Source organism: Faecalicatena orotica, from assembly GCF_003149245.1.
Taxonomy (GTDB): Bacteria; Bacillota; Clostridia; order Lachnospirales; family Lachnospiraceae; genus Faecalicatena_A; species Faecalicatena_A orotica.
In genome coordinates, this window is record NZ_QGDL01000003.1 from 371570 (window position 1) to 389227 (window position 17658).

The window sequence follows — 17658 nt, forward strand, 5'->3', positions numbered from 1 at the left end:
AGGTCTTCTTTCTGTTCAAGACCTGCCCTTTTCTTTGTCCGGGCAGCATCTCTGTCCGGCAGGCTGCCAACAGAGAGAAATGCCCCGATACTTGTTTACTTTTGCTTCCTTATTTCGGTAATCTGAACGAACTCTTAAGCGAAACAATCCGGTTGAACACAAGCGCGTCCGGTGCGGAATCTTTTGCGTCAATACAGAAATAACCGTTTCTGACAAACTGGAAACTGTCATAGGCCTTCGCATCACCGAAACTCGGCTCCACATAACAGTCTTTCAAAATCTTAAGAGAATCCGGGTTCAGGTTCAGGGAACCGTCTTCCTTATTATAAACCCCCTTCTCTTCATCCACGAGGTTCTCGTAAAGTCTGACTTCCGCTTTTACCGCATAAGGAGCCGGTACCCAGTGGATCGTCCCCTTTACTTTTCTTCCTGTAAATCCGCTTCCGCACTTTGTCTCCGGATCGTAGGTACAGTGTATCTCAGTAACATTCCCATCCTCATCCTTTACAAAGCTTTCACATTTTACAAAGTATGCATGCATCAGACGGACTTCATTGCCCGGGAACAGACGGAAATACTTCTTCGGCGGTTCTTCCATGAAGTCTTCTCTTTCGATATAAAGTTCCCTGCAGAATGGGACCTTCCTGCTGCCAAGTTCTTCATTCTCCAGATTATTAGCCACATCGAGATACTCAACTTCTCCTTCCGGATAGTTGTCAATCACAAGCTTGATCGGATCCAATACAGCCATCATACGCGGCTTCTTCATCTTCAGGTCCTCGCGGATGCAGTATTCCAGCATTGCATAATCGACAGAACTCTGGCTCTTGGACACGCCGCACATGTCAATGAACATCTTGATCGATTCCGGCGTGAACCCCCTTCTCCTCAGGGCCGCAATCGATACGAGGCGCGGATCATCCCAGCCGTCCACAATGCCGTCTTCCACAAGTTTTTTAATATAACGCTTCCCTGTCACAACATTTGTCAGGTACAGCTTTGAAAATTCAATCTGTCTCGGCGGCTGGACGAATTCACACTCTTTGACTACCCAGTCATACAGCGGCCTGTGGTCCTCAAACTCCAGAGTACAGATGGAATGTGTAATTCCTTCAATCGCATCCTCCAGAGGGTGGGCGAAGTCGTACATCGGGTACACACACCATTTATCCCCCGTATTATGGTGGGACATACGTGCGACACGGTAAATGATCGGGTCTCTCATGTTGATATTCGGAGACGCCATATCAATCTTCGCGCGCAGGACCTTTTCCCCGTCCTTGTACTTTCCATCCTTCATATTCTGGAATAATTCCAGATTTTCCTCTACAGAACGATTCCTGTAGGGACTGTCCTTGCCCGGCTCCGTCAGCGTCCCCCTGTATTCACGGATTTCCTCCGGTGAAAGGTCGCATACATACGCTTTGCCCTTCTTAATAAGCTTCACCGCATATTCATACATCTGATCAAAATAATCGGATGCAAAATACAGATGGTCTTTCCAGTCGGCCCCAAGCCACTGAATATCTTCCTTAATTGATTCCACAAACTCCACTTTCTCTTTCGTCGGGTTCGTATCGTCAAAACGCATATGGAATGTTCCATTATATTCCTGTGCCAGTCCATAATTCAAGAGAATGGACTTGGCATGTCCTATATGCAGGTACCCGTTCGGCTCCGGCGGGAACCTTGTACAGACATGGTCATATACACCTTCTGCCAGATCTTTGTCTATTTCCTGCTCAATAAAATTCTTTGAAACTGTCTCGTTTGCCATAGTTTCCTCCTCAAGTACTAACATTCTGCCAACTATCTTACCATAAAATGTATGCAACGACAAGGACCGGAAAACAATATTTTCATTTCCTTTTCCACGACATTGTGATATACTGTTGTGGTTTAAAGCGAAAAAGAATTTCAAAGGGGTCTGACCTCTTTGCGGTCCGTTTTCTGATAACTTGGGAGGTTTTGTATGAAAAGAGAAAAATTTGGTTCCCGCCTTGGGTTTATTCTGGTTTCTGCCGGATGTGCCATCGGACTGGGGAACGTCTGGAAATTCCCGTATATGGCGGGGAAATTCGGCGGTGCGGCTTTTATTCTGATATATCTGATTTTCCTTGCAATTCTTGGAATGCCGATCATTGTCTGTGAGTTCAGTGTCGGCCGCGCCAGCCAGAAAAGCATTGCTACTTCTTATAATGCCCTTGAACCGGAGGGAACGCGCTGGCACTTTACGCGCTGGTTTGCGATTGCCGGTAATTACATACTCGTGATGTTTTACTCGATGGTGGGTGGGTGGATGCTTTACTACTGCTTCCGTATGGCAAAGGGGGACTTTGCCGGTGTTACCTCGGACCAGGTATCGTCCAGCTTTGAAAATATGCTGGCATCGCCCGGGACGCTGATGCTGTGGACCGTTATCGTTGTTCTGATTGCGTTTGGTATCTGCAGCATCGGGCTGCAGAAGGGTGTGGAGAAGATCATGAAGGTAACCATGCTCTGCCTGCTTGCGATTATGGTTGTGCTTGCAGTCCGTTCTGTTACACTGGCAGGTTCCAGTGAAGGACTGCGTTTTTACCTCGTGCCGGATTTTCATAAGATGATGGAAAACGGGATCGGCAACGTTGTATTCGGTGCCATGAGCCAGGCGTTTTTCACCTTGAGTATCGGTATGGGCGGCATGGCAATCTTCGGAAGCTATCTGGACAAATCCCGTTCTCTGACCGGAGAGTCCTTAAGCATTGTGATTCTGGACACCTTTGTTGCATTAATGGCCGGGCTGATCGTCATCCCCGCATGCTTTGCATTCCATGTAGAACCCGCTGCCGGCCCGGGCCTCGTATTCATTACCCTGCCGAACATTTTCACACAAATGGCGGGCGGCCGGGTATGGGGATCCCTGTTCTTCCTGTTTCTGTTCTTTGCCGCGCTCTCTACTATTGTAGGCGTATTTGAAAATATTGTTTCCTTTGGCATGGATCTGTTCCATTTCAGCAGGAAAAAATCAGTAGGGATCAACATACTCCTGATTACGGTCTTAAGCATTCCATGTATACTCGGGTTCAGCGTCTGGTCTGGATTCCAGCCGCTCGGGACAGGGACAAATATTATGGACCTCGAAGATTTCCTGGTATCGAATAATATCCTGCCGCTCGGTTCCGTCGTATACCTGCTCTTCTGTACCCATAAAAACGGATGGGGCTGGAAAAATTTTATCAGGGAGGCAAACAGCGGAAAAGGTATGAAATTTCCGGAAAAAGTACGTGGTTATATGACCTATGTCCTGCCGTGGATCGTCGTAATCATCTACCTGAAGGGATACTATGATATGTTCAGCAAACAGGGCCCGGCCATCTTCATCACCTGGATGGTCATAGCCTTCCTGTTCCTCGGCATGATTCTGATGGTCACGAAAACCAGACGAAAAAAAATAAAATAGAGCTTCGCTTATGAAATAAAAAGGGGTATGTACGGAAATCGTTACTGTACATACCCTTTTATCATGAAATCAAATCCCTTGCTCTTTTAAAATCAGTCATTCAGCCTTCCTTTTAATATGGTCATGGCCTGCGCAATAATCGCCGCATGGTCCCCTGCAATCATCCCCCGCTCTCGGGCCGTAAACTTTTCTTCCCTGATCAGTCCCTTGTGACAGACATGCAGGATCTCCGCGCTGGTGTCCAAATTCTTTTCCTCATTCAGAAAATGCAGCTTATAGATTCTTCTTATAGTATCTTCATCCACAGATTCTTCCACACAATCCATAGAGACACTGCACCAGACTGCATCAGCCGCATCGTCCCCCGCTTTCACGCGCACATTCTTCTCATCTACAAGCGCCATATAAGCTGTTGTAATGACACGCGCCCTCGGATCTCTGTCATAATCCCCGTATGCACCGATCTGTTCCATAACCAGATTCTCAACACCGGTCTCTTCCTGAAGTTCCCGTCTCGCCGTATCGTCCAGATTCTCATCCAGATCGATGAATCCTCCCGGCAGAGCCCAGAATCCGATCGTCGGGTGATTGCTCCGCTTAACGAGCAGGACCTTTAATCCCTCTAAAGAAGGCTTCAATTCCCCGCTGCAGCTAAAGACGGCAGCATCGGTCGTACAACTCGGCGTCTTGTATCTATAAGGATTATAACCATCCAGAAACTCCTCCAGACTCTGACCATCCTGATTCCGTTCCCCTGTTCCGTAAAATGGTGTGATATCTTTCAAAAATGACGGCATGTTCCTACCTCCTGCATCTCTGCCATATGTCAGTCTTTGCTCCTGCCTGCGCAATCGCTTTGACTCTTGGTTCTGTCATAGTAAAGGGACGGGATGATTTCCCGCCCCTTACTATTATATAAGATTTTTCAGTCTGTGTAAACAACATCTGAAGCAGCAAATCCAACCTTTTTATTTCAGCATGCAGAAGATGATCTTACCTCCTCTTAATTAATCTTAACATAAGGCTGTAGAATGGAGTCATTTGTTGAGCCGGATCCAGAGTAGAACCAGAGGTATAAATTGTCGAGATGATCCTCATCCACAACATAAATCAATGTGTATTCCAGTTCTTCGCCCGGCTCCACTGTCCTGAAATATGCCGATTTCTGCCGTTCTATCCCTTCTGTATGTGTCATCCCGTCAAAATATACAGGGAAACTGCTGCCATTAGCTGAACCCCACTGTAAATGATAATCCTCATTGGCCGAATAATAAAAATCCGGAGCATAAGAATAATTTCCATCGTCTCTCGGAACCAGATTTGTCAGGTCCGGTGCCATCGGAATCCCCATTTCCTCATTCATCCTTCCCTTTTCCCTGCTGCAGTTCTTTGCCTTCATCTTTACCACAACAAACTTTGACGATATATTCTGTTCCAGAGACTCCTCATCAATCTTTCCCTCACTGCTGAGTCTGTATCTGTCATGAGGTTTCAGGGTTCCGTCCGGGTTTATCCACTGGGCAGCCGCGTCATAATCAGGATAATTTTCAGCCGGATATTCATCCAGTGAAACGGCATCCTTGATCTGGACATCTTCAACAGTAAAACGCATGTCTTCTTCAAACTTTGCCGACTCTGCATCATCCGGGTCATATAGCGGGTTCTTTACTTCATCACCGATCCCATAAATGGCATCCTTGGAAACACCGGCCTGATAGTAGGCCTCCCAGTCCGGCGAACCGCCCTTATCTTTCTCAATTTCTTCATCTGTTGCATATGGAACTACAGAATCCAGCACCGTTACTTTCAATCCTTCAGCCACTTTTATCAGCTCTTCGGCGGGCAGGTTATCATTGCATGATATCCAGATACCATAACCAAACTCCTCGTTAAACAGATAAATATTTTTCGTTGTATCATCACTGTCTGTATAAAAACCGTCACTGACAAATACATCCGCCTTCATTCCACTGATTTCCAGATTCTTCATGTGCTCATCCCGGGGATAGTCCATAAAAGCGTTACCGTTTATTCGCTCCATCCGGTCCAGATCTGCCGCATTGAAGCCCTCGACCAGCATACTCTTGTCTGTAGCCTCATTACGCCATTTCCCGGCATAAGGTCCGTCTTTGGCAAATTCATACCCTTCCGGCATATAGGTAGCTTCGACTTTTATCTCATGCGCCTCCTTTTCCCTGTCCACCTGAAGGTTGTATCCGACCTTATCCTCTTCCTTATCCACGAGGTTTGCCGATAAGAACTTATTCGCAGCCACGGTCACAATCGACAGCCCCGCAACGAGTGCCGCTACGGCAGCCACGGCAGTCAGTACGCGGTGCTTCTTTGCATATCTCATCGTAACTTTTGTATCCATCCCGATTTCACTGTAAGCATTTGCGATCCCTCTATTCACATTCCCGGGGATCTCTGCTTCACTCGTTAAGATTCTTTTTATTTCTTTCTTGGAATATTCTTTTTTCATGCTCATTACCTCCTTGAAACCGCTGGTTCCAGTCTGTAGACTTTCTCAAATTGCTTCCGTCCCCTGACGAGCCTTGTTTTTACTGTGTTCTCTTCCAACTCAAGAATCTGGGCAATCTCCCTGATCTTAAATCCCTCCGCATAATATAGAAGCAGTATGATCCGGTATTTCTCTTCCAGCTGGTTCATAAGCTCCTCGAATTCACAATTTTGAAATGCCATACATACCTCCTCCTGCTCCGGAAATGCTTCGAGCAGAGACTCATGTTTCCCGGCCCTTATGATATCCTTACACTTATTGATCAGTATGCGTATCAGCCATGTCTTAAAATATTTCGGCTCTTTCAGGCCGTCAATTTTTTCATAGCATGTGATAATCGTATCCTGAATGGCATCTGCAATGTCCTCCGGGGAACGCAGATAACTTCTGGCCACCTTATACATATCTTGTTTATGAAGCTCCATCAGTTCAACAAAAGCCTGGTCGTCACGTTTTTGTGCTTTTTTAACGAGGTATTTCAAAATAAATCCCTCCTTCCCTCCTGTAATGCCGGCTGCTTACAATCATTAGACGGTGCACCCTTCTGAATAGTTTCATTTTATATGATAATTTATGCAAAGTAATGAAAAAACAACCTGCCCGGCGCTCTGCCTTGCTTTTGGCAGACCGTCTGACAGATTGTCCCTTTATGAGCAGTTTTTCTTTTCCATTCTCACCGCTTAAGGTAATTCTCCACACCAGAAATAAGTTCAATGAAGCGGCATACCAAAACTTCCTTTACTTCCGGATCATCCTGTGCGATGTCAAAATCTGGAATCCCGATCAATGTCTGATTTGCAGCAGACCAGTCTCTGATTAAAAGAGATTCTATCCTTTCCCAGCCTTCATATTGAACCAGGACACATATTTCCAGATTATTATACATATTCTCAATAAATCTGAAAAAATATGGGACTTCCCCGATATAAGAACTGCAGATGAATTCTGATAAATCTTTCAGGTGCTTTCTTAATGGTTCAAGGTCCTCCCGTTTCAGGCTATTCATAATACCCTCCTCTGCTCTGCCTGTATCGCACCACATATTTTGATATAGTTAATTGTATCACAATCTCATATGAATCATGTTCTAATTCGACAAATTACAACATTATTCGACTATACGTTGATTGCCCAAAAGATGCTATGTATAGATTATGTGTATTATGTATATACTATCTGGAAAAACAATCCATCTGGAGGCTGTTATGAAACATTTTTACCGGAAACATAAAAAACTGTGTCTCTGTTCACTGGCGGGAATACTTTTTGTCAGTTCCGCCGGCTGCCTTATGCACTTTGTATATGAATGGTCCGGACGGAACTTCGTCCTCGGCCTGTTTGCCCCTGTCAGCGAATCCACATGGGAACATATGAAGCTTGCGTATTTCCCAATGCTTCTCTTTTTTCTTGTGGAATATATCTTTCTCTATAAATCCTATCCCCGCCTGCTTAAGGCCGATCTGGCTGGTATTCTGGCCGGGACACTGCTTATTCCTGTCATTTTCTATACGTATACCGGGATTCTGGGCACTCATAATCTCCCACTTGATATCCTCACCTTTATCATCAGTGCAGCGGCCGGGCTGTATGTACGCTGCCGGTGCGTTCTGGCAGATAAACGCAGAACACACACATTCTATTATTTTATCTGTGTACTCGTGCTCGGAGTAAGTTTTCTGATCTTCACGTACTACCCTCCCGATCTCGCCCTGTTTGTATCCCCTGTCTGACAGTGCCCTCCTTTTCCTCTCCGGGAATTTATGTTACAATGACCCGGAGAGGAGAATGAATATGATAGAAATCAACGACTTAACGAAAACTTTTCAGGACATCACGGCAGTGAACCACGTTTCCCTCGAAATACCAGAGGGTCAGGTGTTCGGCCTTCTCGGGACAAACGGTGCCGGGAAGAGCACTCTGCTCCGTATGCTGTCAGGTATCTTAAAACCAGACGGAGGCACGATCCTGATTGACGCTATACATATCTGGGACAATCCCCGTGTGAAAGAAAACTGTTTCTATTTATCTGACAAGCAGTATTTTTTCCCCAATGCGTCCCCTGAAGCTATGGGGCGTTTTTACAGGGGCCTTTACCCATCATTTTGCTTCGGGCGCTATCTGGACCTTCTGGATGATTTTGATTTTGACAGGTTTCGCAAGATACGCACGTTTTCAAAAGGCATGAAAAAACAGATTGCCGTCTTTGCCTCTATATGTGCAGAAACACCTTACATCTTCTGTGACGAAGTATTTGACGGTCTCGACCCTGTCATCCGGCAGTCTGTGACGGCCCTGATCAAGTCAGAAATGAAGCGGCGCCCTCTGACTCCGGTCATTGCCTCACATAATCTAAAGGAACTGGAAGATTTCTGTGACCAAATCGGCATCCTGCACAAAGGTGGTGTCCTGCTGTCCAGAGATATTCATTCCATGCAGTATAAAACGCAGAAACTACAGTGTATCCTGAAAGAGGACCAGCTTTCCCGGCTTCTGGAGCAGGCAGACCTTGTCTCTGTCAAACAGGAAGGTTTCCTCACCACACTCCTCCTTAGGGGCAGCCGCGGGGAAATCACTTCATTCATAGAACAATTCCAGCCGGAACGGTATGCATTTCTCCCGCTGACACTGGAAGAAATATTCATCAATGAAACGGAGGCGATCGGGTATGATATCAAACTGCTCTTTTCCTAAACTCTTCAAGGAGACTATGAAACGGCGTGTCTGGCTCGCCCTGTTGTCCATATATCTTTATCTGACCTATATTATAGATTTTACACTGGCCCAGTCGGGAAAAGCCCTGTTCATCGGGGATGATAAATTAGGGCCCGGCAGCAGAACTGTCTTTCTTGTCACAATCATATTGGCCGTCCTTAGCGCCTTTCAGGGATTCGGTTATCTGTTTTCGGAAGAAAAAACCGACTTTTATTTCAGCCTGCCAGTGAAACGCAGCAGACTCTTTTTTGCCGGATATTTCAGTTCCATAATGATTGCCGTCGTGCCGATGGTCTTTGCGCGTCTGGTCTGTTACATACTGGAAGGAAGCCGCTCCGGAGATGCACTGTATGTGACATGGATGGGAATTCTTCTGAATACCCTTGGCTTTCTGATGATCTTCCACCTGGTACTTGCAGTGATTCTGCTGACCGGACATTTGCTCGTTGCAGCGGGCGGGACGATCCTTTTGTTCTTCTACGGGACAATTGCCTTCGGCCTCGTCATCGGAAAATACAGCAGTGCATTTTTTGATACCTATTACCGGGCTGACCTCATGAACTTCCTGACCGTCTGTGCCTCACCATACCAGTTGTACAGCACACTCGCCGGGACCGGCCGCGAGGAGGATATAGAAGGGTGGCTGCTTGCATCCCGTCTGCCGGAAATGGCCGCCGTTCTGATCATTATTGCCGTTACCTTTGTACTTATCTTCCTGCTCTTTCAGAAACGGCCGGCAGAAGCCGCCGGCCATGCACTGGCATTTAAGAAGACAAAGATTGTCCTGAAATTCATACTCGCCGTCCCTGCCGCACTCATCATCGGTTATTACATCATGCTGTGCTCTGTGGGCAGCCGCTCTTTCGTACTGTTGGTGACCGGGATCCTGTTCGGTGCCTTTACGATAAATGGCATTCTGGAAATCCTCTTTCAATTTGATATTCGGGGAATCCTCTCAGGGAAACTCCACTTCGCCGTGATTAGTATCTTCTGCCTGATCATAGCCGGAAGTTTCGTCTCCGATCTCTGGGGATATGATGATTATACCCCTTCCGCCAGTGAGGTGCAGTCTGCGGCGGTATTTATCCGCGGTCTGGATGATCCGTCCTTTACCGGGAAAAACGGCGCTGATTTTGAAGGCTCCCGGGCAGACGCACAGCTTTCGGCCATGCAGCTTAAGGGCAGCGATAAAGAAGTCTTTCTGTCGTGGCTTGAGGATGTCCGTACTGCCGCAGCACATGTACCGGAACCGCTTACTTACGCCGCGGTCGCATATCACATGTCGGACAGCAGGACGATTTACCGAAAATATCCGGTTTCTGGCGAAGAAGAACTCGAGGCTTTCCATTCCATTTACGAAAGCAGTGCTTACAAAAAAGGAGCTTTCTCTGCCATCAGCCATAAATCACCCGGAATCAGGCAGTATGTATGGTCCAATGGAATAGAAAGCTATCATCTTGATTTGAACGGGGAGGAAAACGAACATCTGCTGAAGCTGCTCACCTCAGATCTGACCGGTTTAAGAATCAGTGATATAAAAAAAGACTTGCCGCTCGGAACCCTCTCACTCGTTTATGGAACCTCCGATTACGGCGAAGAGGCCCCGCTTTATCCTTGTTTTACGGCCACACTTGACTATCTGGAATCAGCCGGAATCCCGGCCCGTAAAACGGTCAGGGACTACCCGCTCACCCGGGTCCAGTTATTTAAAAAGAGCGAAAAAACAAGTGCTCTCGGTAAAAAAACCGCTTCACGCAGTCTGATACTTGATACCGGAGACGCCGGAGAAATCCAAAAGCTGTCCGGTCAGCTGCTCCCGGCAGAATATGCGGCAAATCAGCTTTTGAATCCTGTAAATACCAGTTATCCGGCTGTTATTAGCTGGAAGGACAGTTCAGGCAGAACCGTGAATTACAGTAATATGATATTAAAAGGAGATTTTGAGCAATAGGGGGGCTTTATGCTCAATCTCTTTTGGGTATTTTCGGCATCCATTTTCCTTTCCATCCATATAGCAGGATTAGAATGGCGCCTACAAGCCATGAAGTCGGATATACCATCATAAGCAGATCCAGGCTGTGCTTTACTGACATCGCGCCCCAGATCCATGCGATGCGGTACAGACACAGTGAGATGATGAAAACGAACATCGTCTCCATCGTCTTGCCGGCTCCCCGGATGGTGCCGGACAGGATCTGCAGAACTGCAAGCATCCAGTAGAACGGGCAGAAGAACCTCATAATATAGACGCCGCACTCCACGACCTCCCTATTCTTCGTAAATACTCCGATTACCTGCGGTGCAAAGGCCAGCAGCAGGATTCCGGTCGCGACTGTATAGACTACGCCCATTGCCACGGATGTAATCATACATTTCTTCACACGGTCCAGCTTCCCGGCTCCGATGTTCTGTCCTGTGAATGTTGTCGCCGCCATGCTGATGCTCAGTACCGGCAGCAGGTTAAAGCCGTCAATCTTAATATACGCGGCAAACCCGGCCATCACTACAGCCCCAAAGCTGTTAACCGTGGACTGTACAATGACATTAGAAAGTGAGATTACAATATTCTGGACACCCGTCGGCAGGCCGATTCTCAAGATTTTCCCGAGCAGGTGGTCATAAAAACGAATCTCCCGGAACCGCAGTTTATATATTTCATCTGTCCGCATCAGGAAACGGAGGATGAAGATACAGGAAAGAAGCTGGCTGATATCTGTTGCCAGTGCCGCCCCGATAATTCCCATTTTGAGCACTACTACAAACAACAAATCCAGAACAATATTTGAACACGCCGCAATCAGCAGGTAAACTAAAGATCGTTTAGAATTTCCAACTGCATTCAGGATTCCCGCCGCCATGTTATAGATAACCGAGAACACAATTCCTCCGAAAAATACCTGCAAATAGGTCACTGCCTGTGAAAACACCTCTGCCGGAGTCCCCATCGCGCGCAGAATCAGCGGTGTCAGAAGCACACCGGCTATCGTCATAACGATTCCTGCCGCAATCGACAGTGCAACCGTCGTATGGACGGCCTTTCTGACGCCCTCTTTATCTCTGGCACCGAAAAACTGTGAGATCACAACTCCCGCCCCAGCCGAAGCGCCAATACAGAACCCGATCAGGAGATTTACGACAGAACTGCTCGCCCCCACGGCAGCCAGCGCCTCACTCCCGATATAATTCCCCACAATAATTGAATCCACTGTATTGTACAGCTGTTGGAACAAATTCCCCAGAATAAGCGGGACAGCAAAAAATAACAGCTTCTTCCAGATGCTGCCTTCTGTCATAATCGTTGTCTTTTTCATTCGTACAATCACCCCAAACCTCTCTTAAATTCCCCGGAAATTTCATTTTTTTCCATTTCCTTCTAGACTTTATTCTACCATAAGTTTAAAATAAAGTCTGTATCTAAAATTGAAGATACAAAGGATTTTTCATTCAGGAGGTTCATATGAAATTTGTCATACAAAGAGTCACGGAGGCTTCCGTGACGGTAGACCATGAAGTAATCGGAAGTATAGAAAAGGGACTGGTTGTCCTGATAGGCGTATCGGACAGCGATACCGAGGAGACGGCGGATAAAATGTTCCGCAAGATGACCGGGCTGCGCATCTTTGAGGATGCAGACGGTAAGACAAACCTTTCCCTTGCGGATGTAGACGGCAGTCTCCTGCTCATATCCCAGTTCACGCTTTACGCAAACTGCCGGAAAGGAAACCGGCCAAGCTTCATCGAAGCCGGTAAACCGGACAAAGCAAACGCACTTTATGAATATATCATTGAGAAATGCCGTACATCCGTACCGGTTGTACAGACCGGAAGATTCGGAGCCGACATGAAGGTCAGCCTTGTAAATGACGGACCCTTTACAATCGTGCTGGATTCCGATCAATTATAGGACTGGTCTGTTTATTCTTTCTCATAGCCGTTCTTTTTATAGCAGAGCAGGAACAGGAGGAAGGCAAGCAGGATTTCACCGGCCAGAACAATCATATGCAGTGCACTCATGTGGAATGTCTTTCCTGACGCATATGCCGATGCCATTTCTGCGATTACCCCTGTGTACAGGAATCTGGATACCTTCTGTATGGACGGGACGATGGATGCAAACGTTGGAACCAGCATGAAGACAAGAATCAACGGCGTTGTCAGGGTTCCCGCGCTCATCTGGCTGCGGGCAAAGATTCCGACCAGCATGCCGAGGATGCAGCTTGTCAGGCTGGCCAGCAGCGTTGCCAATACATACATCCCAAGATTGATAGCTGCAAAGGATATTCCGCTGAGTGGAATCAGTATAATATTCACAAGCATGATTTCGGCCAGCGGCGGGATCATGCTTCCCAGAAAGAACTCAACCCCGCTGACCGAGGATGTCATCAGCGTCCTCAATGTATGTTTTTCCTTCTCTTGTGCCAGAAGTGTGCTCGTCACAACCGTGCCGGTCATCGTAATATTCATCGTCAGTCCCAGATTCAGAATCACGCCAAGAAGCATGGGCGGAATTTCTTTTCCATCCAGCATTGCTGAGTAAACCAGTTTCATGATGACCGTGATTCCCAGAACCATAACCGGTATCAGAATGACATTTTTATCAAACAGCGCCTTCGTCTTCATTTCTGTCACAGTCATTAATTTTCTTGTACAAATCTTCATTATCTCAGCTCCCTTCCTGTCACTGCCAGAAATACATCCTCCAGAGTGGGCTCGCAGGAATGAATGACCTCCAGCTCCCCGTCAGACATATATGCCGCAATCTTTTTTATGTTTTCTCCACTATGCTCCAGTACAAATTCTTCCTGATTTTTCAGCAGGATGCGGTAATGCTTCTTTGTATTATATTTGAGGCATATTTCTCTGGGGGTCCCTATCTCCACGATATTTCCGTCATTGAGCAGGGCAACCCTGTCACATAGCTTTGCCGCCTCTTCCATATTATGGGTAGTAAGAAAAATCGCCATCCCTTTGTCCCTTTGCTCCTTCAGCAGTCCGTGGATCTCCTGTGCCGTAGACGGGTCAAGCCCGCTTGTTGGTTCATCAAGAAATAAAATTTGGGGCTGGTGCAGCACGGATCTCATTAGGACCAGACGCTGTGTCTGCCCTTTCGATAGTTTTCCCGCCTGTTTTTTTCTATGCTCCCATAACCCTGCCCTTTTTAGCAGCTCTTCGATTCTCCCCTGATCCACATTCAGGATTCTTGCAAAATATTTCAGATTATCATATACCGTCATATTCTCATAGATTCCGCTGTTGTCAGTAACGATACCGATCTGCTCGTAAATAGAGCTGTCGATCTCCTTCGTGTTCCTGCCCAGAATATAAGCATCCCCGGACGTCTGCCTCAGCTGCCCTGTCAGGATTTTAATCGTTGTCGTCTTGCCTGCCCCGGAAGGTCCTAAGAATCCGAGGATTTCTCCTTTCCCGACCCGGAAACTGATATCCCTCAATGCCGGCTCCGTCTGGTATTTTTTTGATATGTGGCTTAATGTGATCATTTCCTGACTGTTTGTCTGTACCATATCACTCATCCTTTCTCTCCTTGATGAGCCAACTATATCAAAAATGCCCCTCTTAGAATAAAAAAATGCCCGAAATGTATCACAGAGTGCCTGAAATGCATTTCGGGTTTCTTTGTCATTATTATGTATGATGTTGGGGTCAAAAGGTATTTTCCCCCCTAAAGCCTACAGATTTCTGCCAGCTTCGGCTTCATGGACCTCGATACAAGGCATATCTGTCCGTTTTGCATCGTAATTTCGTTGTTCTTCAGGTCAACAGATCGTATCTTCTCCCTGTTCACAAGGAATGCCCTGTGGCATCTGATGAAATTATTGCCGGCCTGTTCCTCTATCTCCGATAATTTCCCGATAAAATCGAGTCGTTCACTCTCCGTATAAAGCAGGATCCTGTGGGTCCTTGGCGAAGTCTCAAAGCAAATGATTTCAGCGAGCGGGATATGTCTGAGTGAATCTGCCATTTTTACAGTAAAATACGGCGCCGCTGAAGTCTCTGCATCCATCTCCTCCAGCATCCGTTTTGCAATCACCCGGAGACAGTCCCGTATGGCCGGAAGCATTTTCAGGATGTCATCTTTCACGATATAATCCAGGGCTTCCACATGGTATTGGAAAGTCTTGAAAGCAAGGTCCCTGAAAGAAGTAATATAAATAATAAAGCCTCTCGGATCAAACTTGCGGATCTCCCTGCCCACCCAGAAACCATCCCGTTCACTTCGTTTCTGCTTCAGGTCCACGTCGAGAAAGTAGATCCCTCTCTTCTGCTTTTGTCTGGCCATATCCAGAAGCTCTTCCGGATCACCTGTGCATAGCACAGTCTGCATATCATGGCCCCCTATCAGAATCTGGCGTGCGATCTCATCACTTAGTATCTTTCTCATTTTCTCTTCGTCATCACATATGTAAACTGGCAGCATTATTTTATCTCCTGTTGTGGTTTACTTTTATCCCTTATTCATGATTTTTATCTCCTGCGTAAATATATGATTCTTCCAGCTTGTCACAGGAAATACATTTTCATACTTCTCAAGAATCCTCTGGTATCCCGGCAGTCCGAGTCCCCGCCCTTCCCCTTTCGTCGAGTACCCTTCCTTCCAGATACTGTGCAGGGCCAGTTCCTTATTCCACGGATTACTGACTATGATCGTAACCATATCTTCCTGCCTGCTGATAATCAGGTCAACCGAAGAGCCTTCTGTGATATCCGCCGCTTCTATCGCATTATCCAGCAGGATTCCAAGACACCGGTTCAGGTCGAGAACATCCATTGAAACCTCGGTAACCGGACGGAACACCTCCAGATTGCAGACAATCTGTTTCTCTTTCATACGGCTGAGTTTCGAGAGTACAAGACTCTTGAGTTCCGGAATCTGAATATTGCCCAGCTGGCCCGCCTGCCTTATGTTCTCTCCCACTTTATAGTCAAAATCTGCTTCCATCTTCCTGAGTGCATTCTTGATTTCCTGCGTATTTCCTTCCTCCGCATAGACAGACATACCGGAAAGTATATTCTTGTAATCATGCCGGAATGCCCTCATCTCCTTTTGGATGGCTTCCAGATTCTCCATGTAATGTCTCTGCTCCAGCAGCATCGCTTCCTGCATCCTGATCTTTGAATCACGCTCCCCCTTTGCAGATATATAGGTAAAAAAGCATAGGATAAGAAGCAGGAATGTCAGGATACTCAATATATATGTAAAATTAAAGTTAGCCTGAAACACATCTTTCATCGTAAAAAGCAGTTCAACAAAAATCTCCAGCACCAAAGCAGCTGACGCCGTAAAAACCAGACTCTTCTCATCCGACAAAAGAAACCGCATATACCGTCCAAGCTGAAGCCGGGTCAAAAGCAGGCAGATGGCAAAAACAACAGCCGGATACACTATAACCATCCAGAATATGTATTTTACTAATCCCGCGGACTCCGCGATAGATACACCCGAAATTATAGACGCAAATATGGCCCCTGTCCCGACCTGCATGGCCGCCGCAAGAGCAAGTGCAGTCAAAGATTTTAAAGGATGCCACTTTAGATAGACCGTAATGAGAATTACATTCAGGCCGATTGTAACCAGGGACGATAATGCATAGCCCAACAGAATATGAATAGAAACCATATAGTATAAAAACCAGGCCGCCAGCGTCGTCAGCGGGACAGATATAAGCATCATCCGCCCTGCATCCTTCCAACGGATTCTGGAATCCGCAATCGCAAACAGAAACAGATATAACACGAGATGTGAACTAATTGAGTCAATAACAAGTATAAATATTGTGCGTATAATTAATGAAGCCGGCATAGTCAGAAAACCTCTTGTTCTTTAAACAGTGTTTAGATTCAATAAAATCTCCCTTTACAATCAATGGAAGTATGTTATAATAATGATAGAAATTGGAGCAGCCGCCCACAAAGGTGGTTAGCCCCTAAGTTGCAAAAAGTCTACCTAGACCGCCAAGTACAAAGGTAGACTTTTTTATTTTCGCTTGTTATTCCTATCTATATAGGCAAGCAGGTTACTGTTCATCCCCTACGGGCATGCACAGTAACGGCATCTGCCCATTAAAAGTCGCCTTCGGCGAGGGGCAGATGCCCCGAAATTATTATTTTGTTGGCTCCGATGCCGTGCAGCGGAGTGCACGGCACGGTTTAAACAGTAACGCAAGCAGTGCTATGAGAAATGAACCACCTAAAAACAATAGGCTGAGGACTTCATATGTATTCATTCGCACCACCTCCCCTCTTCTATAAAGTATGGGAGGCTTCCACCTTGTACACAGCTGCTCCATGAATTAATAATAGCATATGTATTTTAATCACACAATCGTCAATAACTTTAAAAAAAGACCTTCAAGAGATATCAACTCTTGAAAGTCTTTTTTAAGCTGTCGAGCGGAATCGAACCGCCGACCTCCGCCTTACCAAGGCGACGCTCTACCGACTGAGCCACGACAGCCTGTACGTAATGCATACGCAACGGTATTAATATACACTAAAAAGAGTATAGTTGTCAATATGATTTTTCAAATAAATTATAAATCCATTGACAATTCGTTACTGTTCACAGGCAAGCCTGTAAACAGTAACGCGCCTGCCCATTTAAAGTCGCCTTCGGCGAGAGGGCAGGCTTATTGGCTGTTTTACGTTACGGCTCCCAGCCTATCAGCGTAATGATAGGCTGGGGAGTGAACCAATGTCAGTTAGTTAAGTTACGAGGTTAAATCCTGAATAAGGGTCTAACCTAAATTTTAAAAAAATCACCTCTAAAGGTTGACACAGAGCCCAAAATGTGCGGCCGCTCTCGTTGCTGGTGTGACAGCAACAAGAGCGGCCCCTGTAATCAGAACTATATCTTTTGTCTGACTACAAGGAGGTCTCATATGTCATTTGCAAAACAGGTTAAAAACAATCTCTTAGAAATTATTTCAGGAATGGCGCTCCATCCCGAGAACTTTTCAAAACACCCTGA

16 protein-coding genes and 1 tRNA gene are annotated in these 17658 nt (G+C 46.3%); 5 read left to right on the plus strand and 12 right to left on the minus strand.

Annotated elements, in window-relative coordinates:
- Positions 1-109: 109 nt before the first annotated feature.
- The gene (locus tag A8806_RS07435; RefSeq protein WP_109730546.1) at positions 110-1777 is read right to left on the minus strand and encodes a glutamine--tRNA ligase/YqeY domain fusion protein; all 1668 of its coding nucleotides are present in this window, start codon (positions 1775-1777) and stop codon (positions 110-112) included.
- Between the two features lie 195 nt (positions 1778-1972).
- Between A8806_RS07435 and A8806_RS07440 the strand changes: the two genes are divergently transcribed.
- On the plus strand, positions 1973-3439 hold the full coding sequence (locus A8806_RS07440) for a sodium-dependent transporter (RefSeq protein WP_109730547.1): 1467 nt from the start codon (positions 1973-1975) through the stop codon (positions 3437-3439).
- 92 nt (positions 3440-3531) lie between these two features.
- Here A8806_RS07440 and A8806_RS07445 read toward each other — a convergent pair whose 3' ends face one another.
- From A8806_RS07445 to A8806_RS07460, 4 genes are all read right to left on the minus strand, one after another.
- Entirely contained in the window at positions 3532-4236 is a 705-nt protein-coding gene (locus tag A8806_RS07445) for an NUDIX domain-containing protein (RefSeq protein WP_109730548.1), read from the minus strand.
- Positions 4237-4442: 206 nt separating this feature from the next.
- Positions 4443-5921 carry a DUF4367 domain-containing protein gene (locus A8806_RS07450; protein WP_181368621.1) on the minus strand — a complete coding sequence of 493 codons (1479 nt, stop codon included), beginning with the start codon at positions 5919-5921 and terminating at the stop codon, positions 4443-4445.
- 5 nt (positions 5922-5926) lie between these two features.
- A complete protein-coding gene (locus tag A8806_RS07455) occupies positions 5927-6442 on the minus strand; it encodes an RNA polymerase sigma factor (protein ID WP_109730550.1) in 516 nt (171 codons plus the stop codon).
- Positions 6443-6633: 191 nt separating this feature from the next.
- The gene (locus A8806_RS07460; RefSeq protein ID WP_109730551.1) at positions 6634-6966 is read right to left on the minus strand and encodes a hypothetical protein; all 333 of its coding nucleotides are present in this window, start codon (positions 6964-6966) and stop codon (positions 6634-6636) included.
- A 199-nt stretch (positions 6967-7165) separates the two neighbouring features.
- On the opposite strand from A8806_RS07460, the gene A8806_RS07465 reads away from it, so the two are divergent.
- The 3 genes from A8806_RS07465 (at position 7166) to A8806_RS07475 (ending at position 10623) form a co-directional block, all read left to right on the plus strand.
- Complete coding sequence (locus tag A8806_RS07465) at positions 7166-7690, plus strand: DUF6512 family protein (protein ID WP_109730552.1); 525 nt, start codon at positions 7166-7168, stop codon at positions 7688-7690.
- A 61-nt stretch (positions 7691-7751) separates the two neighbouring features.
- Complete coding sequence (locus A8806_RS07470) at positions 7752-8651, plus strand: ABC transporter ATP-binding protein (RefSeq protein ID WP_109730553.1); 900 nt, start codon at positions 7752-7754, stop codon at positions 8649-8651.
- Positions 8652-8667: 16 nt separating this feature from the next.
- Positions 8668-10623 (plus strand): DUF6449 domain-containing protein, encoded by a 1956-nt coding sequence (locus A8806_RS07475; protein ID WP_146203260.1) that lies wholly within the window; start codon positions 8668-8670, stop codon positions 10621-10623.
- Between the two features lie 13 nt (positions 10624-10636).
- Here the strand turns inward: A8806_RS07475 and A8806_RS07480 are convergent, their stop codons facing one another.
- A complete protein-coding gene (locus A8806_RS07480; RefSeq protein WP_109730555.1) occupies positions 10637-11983 on the minus strand; it encodes an MATE family efflux transporter in 1347 nt (448 codons plus the stop codon).
- A gap of 146 nt (positions 11984-12129) precedes the next feature.
- On the opposite strand from A8806_RS07480, the gene dtd reads away from it, so the two are divergent.
- The gene (gene dtd, locus A8806_RS07485) at positions 12130-12576 is read left to right on the plus strand and encodes a D-aminoacyl-tRNA deacylase (protein WP_109730556.1); all 447 of its coding nucleotides are present in this window, start codon (positions 12130-12132) and stop codon (positions 12574-12576) included.
- Between the two features lie 11 nt (positions 12577-12587).
- On the opposite strand, the gene A8806_RS07490 is transcribed toward dtd, so the two are convergent.
- From A8806_RS07490 to A8806_RS07510, 6 genes are all read right to left on the minus strand, one after another.
- The gene (locus tag A8806_RS07490) at positions 12588-13331 is read right to left on the minus strand and encodes an ABC transporter permease (protein ID WP_109730557.1); all 744 of its coding nucleotides are present in this window, start codon (positions 13329-13331) and stop codon (positions 12588-12590) included.
- Positions 13331-14203, minus strand: coding sequence for an ABC transporter ATP-binding protein (locus A8806_RS07495; RefSeq protein ID WP_242995986.1), 873 nt, complete (start codon positions 14201-14203; stop codon positions 13331-13333). The genes A8806_RS07490 and A8806_RS07495 overlap by 1 nt, the downstream gene beginning before the upstream one ends.
- 149 nt (positions 14204-14352) lie before the next feature.
- Positions 14353-15108, minus strand: coding sequence for a LytR/AlgR family response regulator transcription factor (locus A8806_RS07500; RefSeq protein ID WP_109730558.1), 756 nt, complete (start codon positions 15106-15108; stop codon positions 14353-14355).
- 27 nt (positions 15109-15135) lie between these two features.
- Positions 15136-16491 carry a sensor histidine kinase gene (locus tag A8806_RS07505; protein ID WP_109730559.1) on the minus strand — a complete coding sequence of 452 codons (1356 nt, stop codon included), beginning with the start codon at positions 16489-16491 and terminating at the stop codon, positions 15136-15138.
- A 301-nt stretch (positions 16492-16792) separates the two neighbouring features.
- Positions 16793-16915 carry a putative holin-like toxin gene (locus A8806_RS26575; protein WP_242995988.1) on the minus strand — a complete coding sequence of 41 codons (123 nt, stop codon included), beginning with the start codon at positions 16913-16915 and terminating at the stop codon, positions 16793-16795.
- A gap of 157 nt (positions 16916-17072) precedes the next feature.
- A tRNA-Thr gene (locus A8806_RS07510) sits at positions 17073-17145 on the minus strand.
- Positions 17146-17658: the final 513 nt, after the last annotated feature.

What these genes read in the sequence shown, in the direction of transcription:
- A8806_RS07480 (WP_109730555.1), bottom strand. Translation starts at nt 11,983, where the DNA reads ATGAAAAAGACAACGATTATGACAGAAGGCAGCATCTGGAAGAAGCTG.
- dtd (WP_109730556.1), top strand. Translation starts at nt 12,130, where the DNA reads ATGAAATTTGTCATACAAAGAGTCACGGAGGCTTCCGTGACGGTAGAC.
- A8806_RS07495 (WP_242995986.1), bottom strand. Translation starts at nt 14,203, where the DNA reads ATGAGTGATATGGTACAGACAAACAGTCAGGAAATGATCACATTAAGC.
- A8806_RS07450 (WP_181368621.1), bottom strand. Translation starts at nt 5,921, where the DNA reads ATGAAAAAAGAATATTCCAAGAAAGAAATAAAAAGAATCTTAACGAGT.
- A8806_RS07470 (WP_109730553.1), top strand. Translation starts at nt 7,752, where the DNA reads ATGATAGAAATCAACGACTTAACGAAAACTTTTCAGGACATCACGGCA.
- A8806_RS26575 (WP_242995988.1), bottom strand. Translation starts at nt 16,915, where the DNA reads ATGAATACATATGAAGTCCTCAGCCTATTGTTTTTAGGTGGTTCATTT.
- A8806_RS07460 (WP_109730551.1), bottom strand. Translation starts at nt 6,966, where the DNA reads ATGAATAGCCTGAAACGGGAGGACCTTGAACCATTAAGAAAGCACCTG.
- A8806_RS07475 (WP_146203260.1), top strand. Translation starts at nt 8,668, where the DNA reads ATGAAACGGCGTGTCTGGCTCGCCCTGTTGTCCATATATCTTTATCTG.
- A8806_RS07500 (WP_109730558.1), bottom strand. Translation starts at nt 15,108, where the DNA reads ATGCTGCCAGTTTACATATGTGATGACGAAGAGAAAATGAGAAAGATA.
- A8806_RS07435 (WP_109730546.1), bottom strand. Translation starts at nt 1,777, where the DNA reads ATGGCAAACGAGACAGTTTCAAAGAATTTTATTGAGCAGGAAATAGAC.
- A8806_RS07505 (WP_109730559.1), bottom strand. Translation starts at nt 16,491, where the DNA reads ATGCCGGCTTCATTAATTATACGCACAATATTTATACTTGTTATTGAC.
- A8806_RS07490 (WP_109730557.1), bottom strand. Translation starts at nt 13,331, where the DNA reads ATGAAGATTTGTACAAGAAAATTAATGACTGTGACAGAAATGAAGACG.
- A8806_RS07465 (WP_109730552.1), top strand. Translation starts at nt 7,166, where the DNA reads ATGAAACATTTTTACCGGAAACATAAAAAACTGTGTCTCTGTTCACTG.
- A8806_RS07445 (WP_109730548.1), bottom strand. Translation starts at nt 4,236, where the DNA reads ATGCCGTCATTTTTGAAAGATATCACACCATTTTACGGAACAGGGGAA.
- A8806_RS07440 (WP_109730547.1), top strand. Translation starts at nt 1,973, where the DNA reads ATGAAAAGAGAAAAATTTGGTTCCCGCCTTGGGTTTATTCTGGTTTCT.